This is a genomic window from Flavobacterium sp. 270 (assembly GCF_004368785.1).
Taxonomy (GTDB): domain Bacteria; phylum Bacteroidota; class Bacteroidia; order Flavobacteriales; family Flavobacteriaceae; genus Flavobacterium.
The window spans coordinates 661,591-674,355 of sequence record NZ_SODM01000002.1; the positions used below are offsets into that span (position 1 = coordinate 661,591).

Sequence of the window (12,765 nt, forward strand, 5' to 3'; positions counted from 1 at the left end):
ATGGAAGCATTAAAAGCAGAATTAAAAAACAAAATCATTACAACTTTAAACCTTGAAGATATCGCTGTTGAAGATATTGCAGATAACGATGCTTTGTTTGGTGACGGTTTAGGTTTAGACTCGATTGATGCTCTGGAGTTAATCGTGATTTTAGATAAAGATTACGGAATTAAATTAGTAGATCCGAAAGAAGGAAAAACTATTTTTCAGTCTATCGAAACTATGGCAGCTTATATTGACGCTAACAGAACGAAGTAATTTTAGATTTCAGACTTTAGATTTTAGATCTCTTAAACAGAAATATTAAAATCTAATTCAGATAATATGTCAACTTTGTCAAAGTTTAAACTTTGACAAAGTTCGAGCAAATCTAAAATCATAAATCTAAAATCTAAAATGACAAAAGGTGTTGCCATAACAGGAATGGGAATTATCTCCGCGATCGGGAATTCTGTCGAGGAGAATTATATTTCGTTAATCGAAAATAAAATCGGCGTTTCTAAAATTCAGAATATTTCTACTGTTCACGAAAATGTAATTAAAGTTGGAGAAATCAAAAAAACCAATTCAGAAATGATTGGCGAATTGAATCTTCCTGAAACTAATAACTTTTCGAGAACGGCTATGATTGGTACTTTAGCAGCAAAACAAGCTGTTGAAAATGCCGGCATTACCAATATAAACGAATTTAGAACCGGACTAATTTCGGCAACAAGCGTTGGCGGAATGGACATGACCGAAAAACATTATTACGATTATTTCGAAAAACCAGAACTGGTAAAATACATTACGTGTCATGACGGCGGTGATGTTGCAGATAAAATCGCAGAAGAATTAGGTCTTAAAGGAATGGTTACTACAATAAGTACCGCCTGTTCTTCGGCAGCAAATTCGATTATGCTTGGCGCACGACTTATTAAAACCGGAAAATTAGATCGTGTAATTGTAGGAGGTGCCGATGCTTTGGCAAAATTTACCATCAACGGATTTAAGACTTTAATGATTTTAACTGACGATTACAACAAACCTTTTGACAACAATCGTAAGGGATTAAATCTTGGCGAAGCGGCAGCATATTTGGTTTTAGAATCGGATGAAGTTGTGGCAAAACAAAACAAAAAAGTCCTGGCAAGAGTTTCGGGTTACGGAAATGCAAACGACGCTTTTCATCAAACCGCTTCTTCAGAAAATGGAGACGGCGCTTATTTGGCAATGAAAAAAGCGTTTGAAGTTTCGGGTTTAAAACCTTCTCAGATTGATTATATCAACGTACACGGAACGGCAACTCCAAACAATGATTTATCTGAAGGAAGAGCTTTGCGCCGTATCTACGAAGATGAAAAAGTGCCTGATTTTAGTTCGACAAAACCTTTTACAGGACACACTTTAGCGGCGGCGGCGGCGATTGAAGCTGTTTACAGCGTTTTGGCCATTCAGAATAATGCCGTTTATCCGAATTTGAATTTTGAAACTCAAATGGAAGAATTCGATTTGACGCCGCAAACTACTTTAAAAAACAAAAATATCGAACACGTTTTATCCAATTCTTTTGGTTTTGGAGGAAATTGTTCAACCCTTATATTTTCAAAAAGCTAATGACAAAAAAAACATATATAAATGGAGTAGGCTGTATTTCGACTCAAAAAACATTTGATACTGTTTTTTTGGAAGAAGCCGTTGTAAATCACGATCAAAATGTACTCGCAATTGTACCGCCAGTTTATAAAGAATACATTTCGCCTGCAGCAATTCGAAGAATGGCAAAAGGAGTAAAAAACGGAATTGTGGCTTCATCACTAGCAATGAAAGATGCTAATGTAGAAAATGTTGACGCCATAATTACCGGAACTGGTTTAGGATGTATCGAAGATTCTGAAAAATTCCTAAAAAGCATTCTGGATAATAATGAAGAATTTTTAACGCCGACTTCTTTTATTCAATCAACGCATAATACTGTTGGCGCGCAGATTGCTCTTTTACAGCAATGCAAAGGCTATAATTTTACGTATGTAAACGGCGCTGTTTCTTTTGAATCGGCACTTATAGACGCTAAAATGCAAATTGAAGAAGACGAAGCCAATTCTATTTTAGTGGGCGGTGTTGATGAAAATGGGGATTATACTACTGCCCTTTTCAAATTAAACGGACGCATTAAAAAAGATAATTCCGGGCCTTATGATCTTTTGACTTCTGCAACAAGCGGTGCAGTTTACGGAGAAGGCACTAGTTTTTTTGTTTTACAAAATGAAAGAAAAGACAATACATACGCCGAACTTCTTGATGTTGCGATTGTAAATACATTGGAAGAAAATGAAATTGAATCTGAAATCAAGTCTTTTCTAAAATCAAATAATCTGGAGATTTCTGATATCGATGCCCTGGTTTTAGGTTTTGACGGAAATGCTGCTTTTGAAAATTATTATAAAAATATTGCCGAAAATGCTTTTGCACAAACACCTGTTTTATATTACAAACATTTGAGCGGCGAATACGATACGGCTTCCGCTTTTGCTTTTTGGATGGCAGCAAAAATCATCAAAACGCAGGAAGTTCCGGAAATTATCAAAGTAAATTCGTTTACAAAACCAGCTTACAACACTATTTTATTGTACAACCAATTAAACGGAAAAAATCATAGTTTTACGTTACTTTCAAAATGATAACGCATAAAAACATAACGATATTTTTTATTTTTTTGCTTTTTCTTTTAAATCTGCTGAATCTTTATATAACAATAAATTTTCTTTGGTTTTTGGGAATAATTGTAATTTGGATTGCAATAAACGCAATTGGTTCTTCGAGAATTTCTTCTAATTATCATGTAAAAGCATTCTGTAATAATCCATTAATTACGGAAAAAAAAATTGCGCTCACTTTTGATGACGGACCTAGTTCTTATACTTTAGAAGTTTTAGCGCTTTTAAAAAAATACAACGCCAAAGCAACTTTTTTCTGCATTGGAAAAAATATTAAAGCGCATCCTGAAATTGTAAAACAAATTATTGCCGAAGGTCATTTGATTGGAAATCACTCGTACAGTCATTCTAAATTTTTTGATTTTTATAATGCCGAAATGATAGCCGAAGAAATCAGGAAAACAGATAGGCTTCTTGAAAAATTAACTTCAAAAAAAATAAACTTTTTTCGTCCGCCTTACGGAGTTACAACACCTTCGATTCGAAGAGCTTTGCAAGCAACCGGACATAAAGTAATTGGCTGGAATATTCGTTCGCTTGACGGAGGAACAAAAAATAAGGATTTAATTTTCAATCGAATTATAAAACGTATTTCTCCCGGCGGAATTGTACTTTTGCATGATACTGCACCACACTCGGTTTTTGTGTTGGAACAGTTTTTGCAATTTTTACAGGAAAATAATTATACTGTAATTTCTATTGAAGAACTTTTGAATCTTAAAGCTTATGAAAACTAAAATATATCTATTCCTTTTATTATTAAACATTAGTGCTGTTTTTGCTCAGGAACAAAAAATGACGGATGCCGAAATTGCTTCTTTTAAACAAGATGTAAATGTAGTTTCGAAAAAAATCAAAACATTGAGCACTGATTTTGTTCAGTACAAACACATGGATTTTTTATCGAAAGACATTGAAACTTCCGGGAAAATGATTTTTAAAGAACCTAGTTTACTGCAATGGCAATACAAAAAACCATACAATTACAGCATCGTTTTTAAAAACGGAAAAATCCTGATTAACGACGAAGGAAAGAAAAGTGCGGTTGATATTGGCAACAGCAAAATTTTTGCCCGAATCAATAAATTAATTGTGGGCAGCGTGAGCGGGAATATGTTTGATGACAAAGAATTTACGATTTCGTATTTTAAATTAAAAGGACAAAATCTGGCGAAATTTATTCCGAAAGATGCAACGCTTAAAAAATACATCAAACAAATTGAACTGACTTTTGACAAAGAAGAAGCAACTGTCGTTCAGGTAAAATTATTAGAATCTTCTGAAGATTATACCCGAATTGTACTTAAAAATAAAGTGATCAATGCAAAAATCGACGATTCAGTTTTTACTAATTAATTGCTTTCTGGCAATTGTTTTAATTTCTTGCGGCTCGGTCACAAAAAATTATTCGCCTAAAAAATTAGATAAAACATCTTACGAAGCTCCCTATTTTTCAGACGCAAAAACCGATTATGTTTATAAAGCAAACATTACGGTTTACGGACATGAAATAAGCAGTATCTTTATTACTAAAAAAATCAACGACACAACGCACCGTGTTGTTTTTACGACCGAATTTGGCAATAAATTAATGGATTTTGAAATCTCTGAAAATGATTTTAAAGTCAATTCTATTGTTTCAGAATTAGACCGAAAAATATTGATTAATACTTTAAAAGAAGATTTTCGTCTTTTGCTGAAAAAACAATATTTGATTGCCGAACAATTTGAAAACGATTCTTTTGACATTTATAAATCAATAGACGGCAGCCGCGACAATTATCTTTTTATTTCGAAGAAAGATCAAAAACTGGAAAAAGTAGTTCGTGCGTCTAAAACAAAAGAAAAAATAACCGTTCTTTTTAATTCAGAAAACAATATTTTTGCTGAGAAGATTCAGATTATTCATCAAAATATTAAGCTTAAAATCGAGTTGAATTATTTTAAATCAGAGTAGAAAATTAAACTAATAATAAACTTAAAATCAATTCAAAATGAGAAAATCTTTCGTAATTGCATTTGTTTTATTTATCGGTATAGCATCTCAGGCACAAGTAACTGTAAGCCCGGGTTTAAGAGGTGGTTTGAATCTTGCGAGATTAACCAACATAGATTATAATAACACTAAATCTGATTTTTATATTGGTGGTTTAGTAGATATAAGATTTAATAAATATTTTTCGCTGCAGCCAGAATTGACGTATTCAAGACAAGGTTCTGAAGGCAGAGAATACAGTTTGACAGATAATTCGTATCGTAATGTAAATTACGATCTAAATTATGTAACAGTTGGAGCCGTTGCAAAGTTTAATTTTAAGGGAAGTGGATTTCACATTTTAGCGGGGCCTTCTTTTGATTTTAAAACAGATGACAATTTTGGCGATTTTGGTTACAGACCTGTCGATTTTGATTTAGCTTTTGTAGGTGGTCTTGGGTATACATTACCAAACGGATTAACTTTTGAAGCAAGAATTAAACAAGGCTTAATTGACATTTATGGTTATGATGGTCTGGATTATGATGACAACGGGGATTATTATTATGATGATATTATCCTTAATCAGGTTTTCCAGATTGGTATCAGCTATACATTTAAAATGAAATAACAACAGATGGTTTTAAAAGATTTTTACAACGTTCTTTCACAAGAAAAAACAGGAGATTCTAAATACAATTTTACGATTTTGGTCAATGAAAAACACGATGTTTTCAAGGGTCATTTTCCTGGAAATCCGATTATGCCGGGTGTCTGCATGATTCAGATTATTAAAGAATTAACAGAATCTGTTACCAACTCTTCGTTGATTATTCAAACGCTTGCCAATGTAAAATTTATGGCGCTTATTAATCCTGAGCTTACTCCGGAACTGCGTCTGGAATTGGACATTACGACCACAGATGATGATCTCGTTAAAGTGAAAAATACCACTTATTTTAACGATACTGTTGCTTTAAAATTAAGCAATAGTTATAAAAAGATATAATTATGAAACTATTATTGACATTATTTTTATTGGTAAATTTTGCTGCCACTCCAGATTTGGCCAGCATTAGAAAAATGTATTCCGATGTTGCTAAATCAGAAGCAAATGCAAAAGACTTTGTAGAAAAACTTTCGGGCGTTGCAAACACAGATGATAAAATTATGGTGGCTTACAAAGCGGCTTCGATTTTGTTAGATTCTAAATTTGAAAAAAAATTAGGCGAAAAAATAAGCCGTTTTAAAGAAGGCGCAAAACTGCTTGAATCTGTTATTGCAACCGAACAAAACAATATTGAAATTAGAATGATCCGTTTGAGCATTCAGGAAGATGTACCTGGAATTACGGGTTACAAAAAAAATATTAAAGAAGATAAAAAGTTTATTACAGCGCATTATGCCGAGCAAAATGACGCTTTAAAAAACTACTTAAAAGACTTTGTTTTACAATCTAAAAGTTTCTCTGCAAAAGAGAAGAAATTTGTGAAGTAAATACAAGAAAAAATCCCTCATGAAATCTATTCTGTCCCAGCAAGAACTGCTTAATTCTGTTAACTTTTGTGTTATTGTACCCACTTACAATAATCAAAAAACACTGCAAAGAGTGCTGGATTCTGTTTTAGGTTTTACATCAAATATTATTATTGTCAACGACGGTTCTACAGATGGAACGGCTGACATTTTAAAACAATATTCGCAGCTGACTCAAATTCATCATCCTAAAAATTTAGGAAAAGGAAGGGCGCTGCGAAATGGTTTTAGAAAAGCAATTGAAATGGATTTTGAATATGCCATTACAATTGATTCTGACGGACAGCATTTTGCATCTGACATCCCTGTTTTTTTGGAAGAAATTCTAAACGAACCCAATGCTCTTTTGATTGGAAGCCGAAACATGACAACGGAAAATGTGCCAAAGAAAAGCAGTTTCGGGAATAAGTTTTCTAATTTTTGGTTCAAATTCGAAACCGGAATTAAACTCGACGATACACAGTCGGGATTTAGATTGTATCCTTTAAAATTAATTCCAAAAGTATTTTATACCAATAAATTTGAGTTGGAAATCGAAGTTATTGTTCGCTCGGCATGGAAAGGAATTGTCGTTAAAAATATTCCGATTCAGATTTTGTACGATCCGGCAGAACGCGTTTCTCATTTTCGTCCTTTTCAGGATTTTACGAGAATCAGTATTCTAAATACTGTTTTGGTAATCAATGCTCTTTTGTACATAAAACCAAGAGATTTTTTTAGAAGAGCAAAAAAAAAAGGCTTTAAAAAATTCTTTCTCGAAGACATTTTAGAAAGCAGTGATTCTAATTTTAAGAAATCTGCTGCGATTGCTTTAGGCATTTTTATTGGTCTTTCTCCATTTTGGGGTTTTCAAACTATACTCCTTTTTACTTTTGCCGCCTTATTCAGGCTTAATAAAGTTATAGCGTACTTATCGTCAAACGTGAGTTTTCCTCCGTTTATTCCGTTTATTATTTATGGCTCTTTAAAGACCGGAAGTCTTTTTGTGTCTAATGATGTTCCTTTAGTTTTAGATAGTTCGTTAACGTTAGATGATATTCAAAAAAATGCTGCACAATATATCATTGGAAGTCTTATTTTAGCAACCGTTTTAGCGCTGGTTTCTGGTCTTATAAGTTATTTACTTTTAACCGCTTTTAGCTCTAAGAACAAAACAAATATTAAAGTATAGTTTTGCCACAGATTATACAGATTAAAAAGATTTTTTTGCCACGAATTACACGAATGTACACGAATTATAATTTACTTTTTTAAGAAAAAAATTAGTGTACATTCGTGTAATTCGTGGCAAAACTGTCAAAGATTGGAATCATTTTAATCCTTTAAATCCGTGGCAAAAAAACAAACAATAAACAACCATGCATCGATATTTTTACGCCATTCATTTATTTGTAAACCGAAACAAATCACTTTCGGTTGTTTTGGCTTTTTTGATGCTTTTAGCTTTCGGATTTTTTGCTTCGCAGCTTAAGTTTGAAGAAGACATTACCAAGCTTATCCCAACAAACGACAAAGCAGATGTTACGGCAAAAGTTTTGAAACAACTTAATTTTGCCGACAAAACAACCGTTATTTTTAAATTGGAAAAAAACGGTTCCAATGAAGATTTAAAAGAAATGGCGGCGGCTTTTTCAGACAGCGTTTCTAATTCCTGCAAACCTTATATTACCGGAATTCAGGGAAAAATCGACGAAGAAAATATTCAGGAAACTATAGATTTTGTTTACAATAATCTGCCTCTTTTTCTTAATGATAAAGATTACGAAAACATACAGCAAAAACTGCAAAAAGACAGCATTGCAGCAACTGTAGAGGGAAATTATAAATCTATCATTTCACCTTCGGGCTTTATTACTAAAGATTTTATTCTGCAGGATCCGTTTGGGATTTCTTTTATCGCCTTAAAAAAATTACAACAGTTAAATATTGGCGACGATTTTACACTCGACAATGGTTTTGTAATGACCAAAGACAAAAAGAAATTATTGCTTTTTATTACGTCCAATCTTCCGTCTAGCGAAACAGAAAAAAACACCATTCTTGCCGATAAACTAAAATCGATTCAGGAAAATTTAAACACAAAATTCAAAGGAAAAACTTCCGTAAGTTATTTTGGTTCAGCTTTGATTGCTGTTGCCAACGCCAAACAAATCAAAAGTGACATTATCTTAACCACATCAATCGCGATGTTTACGCTAATGCTGATTTTGATTTTGTTTTACCGCAAAGTTTTAATCCCGTTTATCATTTTTCTTCCAACGGTTTTTGGAGCATTGTTTGCGGTTGCTTTTTTATATTTCGTAAGAGAACAAATTTCAGCAATTTCACTGGGAATTGGTTCTATTTTATTGGGAATCACAATCGATTATTCCATACATATTCTTACGCATTACAAACACAACAGCGATGTAAAAACGTTGTACAAAGACATTACAATGCCGGTTATTATGAGCAGTTCTACAACTGCTGTTGCCTTTTTGTGTCTGCTTTTTGTAAAATCGGATGCGTTGAATGATCTCGGAATTTTTGCTGCCGTAATTGTTATGGCGTCGGCATTTTTCTCGCTTTTGATTGTTCCTCATTTATACAAACCGAAAGATAATCCGGAAGATCATAAAAAAAATGCGATCGATAAACTAGCACATTTCTCCTTTCACAATAATAAAATCCTAATCGGACTTTGTGTTTTAATTACCATTGTCTGCTGTTTTACATATAATAATGTTGGCTTCAATAACGATTTATCGCAATTAAATTTTGTTCCGAAGGAAATAAAAGCTGCCGAAAAAGATTTGGAAGAAAGCACGAGTTTAACTTCAAAAACCATTTATCTGGCTTCGTACGGAAAAAGTATGGAAGAAGTTTTGCGAAACAACAGCCAGCTTTTTTCTGATTTGTCTAAAGAAAAAAACCAAAACAAGATTTTAAATTTTAGTTCTGTTGGCGGGATTATGCTTTCGCAGCAAGAACAGCAAAAGAAAATTGAGAAATGGAACTCATTTTGGGATGCTAATAAAAAACAAATTGTAACATCTCAATTGATTTCTGAAGGTTCAAAATTGGGTTTTAAACCGACAACTTATACTGCTTTTTTTGAGCATTTAAATTTTAATTTCAAACCCATTTCTGCAGCAGATTATTTAAAAATTCAAGCTTTACAATTACACGAATTTGTTACAGAAAAAAATGGCTTTTTCACGATTTCAACATTAGTAAAGGTTGCTCCAAATCAACGTGATGCTTTTGTAAAATCGGCTTCCGCCAAAAATAATCTGATTGCGATTGACCGCCAGCAGATGAATGAAACTTTTTTCAGCACTTTAAAAACCGATTTTAATTCGCTGGTAAATTATTCGTTTGTTGCTGTAATTCTAATTTTGTTTTTCTTTTTCAGAAGAGTAGAATTGGTAATTGTAAGCTGTATTCCGATTGCTTTAACCGGAATTGTAACGGCAGGAATTATGGGCATTTTTGGCATTCAGATGAATATTTTCAGTATGATTGTCTGCACACTGATTTTCGGTCACGGTGTCGATTTTAGTATCTTCATGACAAGCGCACTCCAGAAAGAATTTACGAATGGCAAAAACGAAATTGCCATTTACAGAACTTCAATCATTTTGGCGGTTATAACTACTATTTTAGGAATTGGTGCCATGATTTTTGCACAACATCCGGCACTCCGTTCTATTTCTTCTGTTTCGTTGATTGGGGTATTTGCGGCCTTAATTATTACGTTTATTTTTTACCCGATTTTGTTCAAAGTATTTTTATCAAACCGAACAAAAAAAGGAAATGCGCCGTTTGAATTGCGAAGTTTAATTCACGGAATTATTTCATTTGCCTATTACGGATTGGGCGGTATTTTGATGTCGCTTTTCAGCATCACGATTATGCCGATTCTTCCGATTAAGGAAAAAACAAAAATGAAAGCGTTTCGATATGTGATTTCAAAATTCATGAAATCCGTTCTTTATTCAAGTCCGTTTTTACATAAAAAAGTTATCAATAACTTTAATGAAACATTCGAAAAACCAGCCATAATTATTGCGAACCATTCATCGTTTATCGATATTCTGGCAATGGGAATGCTGAGTCCTAAAATTATATTTTTGGTAAATGACTGGGTTTATAACTCTCCTATTTTTGGCGGTACGGTTAGAAAAGCCGGTTTTTATCCGGTTTCTGAAGGAATCGAAGGCGGTGTCGAACATCTGCGTCAAAAAGTAAACGAAGGTTATTCGCTTATGATTTTTCCCGAAGGAACACGTTCAGAAAGCAATCAGATTAAACGTTTTCATAAAGGTGCTTTTTATCTTGCCGAAGAATTTAATCTGGACATACTTCCGGTTTTAATTCACGGTGCATCAGAAGCAATTCCTAAAGGAGATTTTGTCATTCATCATAGTTATTTAACCCTTTCTATTTTAGAAAGAATTACACCTGAGAATCTTTCTTTCGGAAAAAATTATGCCGAAAGAACCAAACAAATTGGTGCTTTCTTTAAAGAAGAATTTCATAAAATCCGTCAGCAATTAGAAGGCGCAGATTATTGGAAAAAAATGCTCATTCACAGTTATGATTATAAAGAAATTGAAATCATACACAGTGTAAAAAATAATCTAAAAACGCATTTAGAAACGTATTATAAGCTGAATAAACATCTTTCGGCGAAAGCCAGAATTATGCATTTTGGAAATGATTACGGACAGCTGGATGTTCTTTTAACATTGCAGGAACCGCTGCGAAAAATAGATTCTTATAATGCTGACGAAGAAAAACTAGCGATTGCGAAAACCAATTATATTGTTACGAAAAGAAAAATCTCGTATTTAGAAAATCTGGAAACAGCTTTCGAAAACCAATACGACGCTGTTATTATTTCTGATGAAAATTACAAAACTGATCTCGAAAATATTATGACGCTAACACCGTTGATTATTCTTATTGACAGTTCGGGTTTAAAAGACACTTTGGTTAACTTTGGTTTTGAATGTATTTTAGAAGAAAATGCATTGCAATTGTTTAAGAAAAAATAGATGAAAGAGCATTACGATGTAGTTATTATTGGAAGTGGCCTGGGCGGATTAGTCTCGGCTATTATTCTGGCTAAAGAAGGCTACAGCGTTTGTGTGCTCGAAAAAAACAATCAGTTTGGTGGAAATCTCCAGACTTTTGTTCGTGATAAAACCATTTTTGATACCGGAATCCATTACATCGGAGGTTTAAGTGAAGGCGAAAATCTTTATAAATATTTTAAATATTTAGGGATTATGGATCATTTAAATTTAAAAAAATTAGACGAAAATGGTTTTGATATTATCTCTTTTGAAGACGATGAAAATGAATATCCGCACGCACAGGGTTATGAAAATTTTATTGATCAGCTGACTCATTTTTTTCCTGAAGAAAAGAAAAACTTAGAGGAATACTGCGAAAAAGTAAAAGACATTTGCAACTCTTTTCCGTTGTACAATTTGCAGTCGGAAGGTAAATACGACAGTGAAATTCTGGCGCTGAATGCCAAACAAACTATAGAAGAATTTACGCAAAATGAAAAATTAAAAGCCGTTTTGGCGGGCACTAATTTCTTATATGCAGGAATTGCAGACAAATCGCCTTTTTACGTTCATGCGCTTTCTGTCAACTCTTACATTCAGAGTTCATGGCGTTGTATCAATGGCGGTAGTCAGATTACGAAACAGCTTTTGAAACAGCTTAAAAAATACGGCGGCGAATTTTATAAATACAAAGAAGTTGTCCGTTTAAATATTGAAAACAACAAAGTGGTTTCGGCAGACATGAAAGACGGAACTCAGGTTTTCGGATCTCATTTTATTTCTAATATTGAATTGAAAACGACGCTGAAAATGGCGGGCGAAGAAAATTTTAGAAAATCATTTTACAATCGTGTTCAAAGTCTCGAAGGCGTAATTTCTGCCTTTAGTCTTTACATTGTTTTTAAACCGGAAACATTCCCGTATCTCAATCATAATCATTATCATTTTAAAAATAGTGCCGAAGTCTGGACAGCGCATGAATATGACGAAGATTCCTGGCCAAAAGCTTTTATGGCTTCCATGAATGCTTCTAAAAAACAAGAAATCTGGGCCGAAGGAATGACTTTTATCACTTATATGAAATATGAGGATGTACAAGAATGGGCAGAAACTTTTAATACGACTGTAGAAGACAATCATCGCGGTGAAAGTTATGATGAATTTAAGGCTAGAAAAACGGCTAAATTCTTAGTAGAAATTGAGTTGAAATTTCCGGGAATTACAGAATGTATAAAATCAATACATACTTCTACGCCACTTTCTTATCGCGATTATATTGGCGGCGACAGCGGTAATATGTACGGTTATGTAAAGGATTCTAATAACCCGATGAAAACTTTAATTCCGACAAAAACAAAACTGGATAATTTATATCTTACCGGCCAAAGCATAAGCATGCACGGTGTTTTGGGCGTAACAATTGGCGCTGTTGTAACCTGTTCTGAAATTGTTGGAAAAGAATATTTGGTAGCAAAAATTAATCAGACAGCTGAATAAA

12 protein-coding genes are annotated in these 12,765 nt (G+C 33.4%); all 12 read left to right on the forward strand.

Going from position 1 to position 12,765, the window contains the following annotated elements; all coding sequences use genetic code 11:
• Nucleotides 1-258 carry a phosphopantetheine-binding protein gene (locus EV144_RS10195; RefSeq protein WP_134148483.1) on the forward strand — a complete coding sequence of 86 codons (258 nt, stop codon included), beginning with the start codon at nucleotides 1-3 and terminating at the stop codon, nucleotides 256-258.
• Nucleotides 259-396: 138 nt separating this feature from the next.
• The gene (locus EV144_RS10200; RefSeq protein WP_134148485.1) at nucleotides 397-1,596 is read left to right on the forward strand and encodes a beta-ketoacyl-[acyl-carrier-protein] synthase family protein; all 1,200 of its coding nucleotides are present in this window, start codon (nucleotides 397-399) and stop codon (nucleotides 1,594-1,596) included.
• Entirely contained in the window at nucleotides 1,596-2,660 is a 1,065-nt protein-coding gene (locus tag EV144_RS10205; protein ID WP_134148487.1) for a beta-ketoacyl synthase N-terminal-like domain-containing protein, read from the forward strand. Before EV144_RS10200 ends, EV144_RS10205 begins: the two co-directional genes overlap by 1 nt.
• Before the next feature lie 92 nt (nucleotides 2,661-2,752).
• Entirely contained in the window at nucleotides 2,753-3,433 is a 681-nt protein-coding gene (locus EV144_RS10210; RefSeq protein WP_243854649.1) for a polysaccharide deacetylase family protein, read from the forward strand.
• Entirely contained in the window at nucleotides 3,423-4,052 is a 630-nt protein-coding gene (locus tag EV144_RS10215; protein ID WP_134148490.1) for an outer membrane lipoprotein carrier protein LolA, read from the forward strand. The genes EV144_RS10210 and EV144_RS10215 overlap by 11 nt, the downstream gene beginning before the upstream one ends.
• Nucleotides 4,018-4,653 (forward strand): hypothetical protein, encoded by a 636-nt coding sequence (locus EV144_RS10220; RefSeq protein ID WP_134148492.1) that lies wholly within the window; start codon nucleotides 4,018-4,020, stop codon nucleotides 4,651-4,653. Before EV144_RS10215 ends, EV144_RS10220 begins: the two co-directional genes overlap by 35 nt.
• A gap of 37 nt (nucleotides 4,654-4,690) precedes the next feature.
• On the forward strand, nucleotides 4,691-5,302 hold the full coding sequence (locus EV144_RS10225) for a porin family protein (RefSeq protein WP_134148494.1): 612 nt from the start codon (nucleotides 4,691-4,693) through the stop codon (nucleotides 5,300-5,302).
• A 6-nt stretch (nucleotides 5,303-5,308) separates the two neighbouring features.
• Nucleotides 5,309-5,680, forward strand: coding sequence for a 3-hydroxyacyl-ACP dehydratase (locus EV144_RS10230; protein WP_134148496.1), 372 nt, complete (start codon nucleotides 5,309-5,311; stop codon nucleotides 5,678-5,680).
• Nucleotides 5,681-5,682: 2 nt separating this feature from the next.
• Nucleotides 5,683-6,168: a hypothetical protein gene (locus tag EV144_RS10235; protein ID WP_134148498.1), complete on the forward strand. Its 486-nt coding sequence runs from the start codon at nucleotides 5,683-5,685 to the stop codon at nucleotides 6,166-6,168.
• A 19-nt stretch (nucleotides 6,169-6,187) separates the two neighbouring features.
• Nucleotides 6,188-7,378 (forward strand): DUF2062 domain-containing protein, encoded by a 1,191-nt coding sequence (locus tag EV144_RS10240; RefSeq protein WP_134148500.1) that lies wholly within the window; start codon nucleotides 6,188-6,190, stop codon nucleotides 7,376-7,378.
• A gap of 187 nt (nucleotides 7,379-7,565) precedes the next feature.
• The gene (locus EV144_RS10245; RefSeq protein ID WP_134148502.1) at nucleotides 7,566-11,246 is read left to right on the forward strand and encodes a 1-acyl-sn-glycerol-3-phosphate acyltransferase; all 3,681 of its coding nucleotides are present in this window, start codon (nucleotides 7,566-7,568) and stop codon (nucleotides 11,244-11,246) included.
• Entirely contained in the window at nucleotides 11,247-12,764 is a 1,518-nt protein-coding gene (locus tag EV144_RS10250) for a phytoene desaturase family protein (protein WP_134148504.1), read from the forward strand.
• Nucleotide 12,765: the final 1 nt, after the last annotated feature.

Excerpts from the sequence above, each read along its gene's own strand:
- EV144_RS10200 (WP_134148485.1), top strand. The coding sequence starts at position 397 with ATGACAAAAGGTGTTGCCATAACAGGAATGGGAATTATCTCCGCGATC.
- EV144_RS10250 (WP_134148504.1), top strand. The coding sequence starts at position 11,247 with ATGAAAGAGCATTACGATGTAGTTATTATTGGAAGTGGCCTGGGCGGA.
- EV144_RS10195 (WP_134148483.1), top strand. The coding sequence starts at position 1 with ATGGAAGCATTAAAAGCAGAATTAAAAAACAAAATCATTACAACTTTA.
- EV144_RS10205 (WP_134148487.1), top strand. The coding sequence starts at position 1,596 with ATGACAAAAAAAACATATATAAATGGAGTAGGCTGTATTTCGACTCAA.
- EV144_RS10215 (WP_134148490.1), top strand. The coding sequence starts at position 3,423 with ATGAAAACTAAAATATATCTATTCCTTTTATTATTAAACATTAGTGCT.
- EV144_RS10245 (WP_134148502.1), top strand. The coding sequence starts at position 7,566 with ATGCATCGATATTTTTACGCCATTCATTTATTTGTAAACCGAAACAAA.
- EV144_RS10240 (WP_134148500.1), top strand. The coding sequence starts at position 6,188 with ATGAAATCTATTCTGTCCCAGCAAGAACTGCTTAATTCTGTTAACTTT.
- EV144_RS10225 (WP_134148494.1), top strand. The coding sequence starts at position 4,691 with ATGAGAAAATCTTTCGTAATTGCATTTGTTTTATTTATCGGTATAGCA.
- EV144_RS10220 (WP_134148492.1), top strand. The coding sequence starts at position 4,018 with ATGCAAAAATCGACGATTCAGTTTTTACTAATTAATTGCTTTCTGGCA.
- EV144_RS10230 (WP_134148496.1), top strand. The coding sequence starts at position 5,309 with ATGGTTTTAAAAGATTTTTACAACGTTCTTTCACAAGAAAAAACAGGA.
- EV144_RS10235 (WP_134148498.1), top strand. The coding sequence starts at position 5,683 with ATGAAACTATTATTGACATTATTTTTATTGGTAAATTTTGCTGCCACT.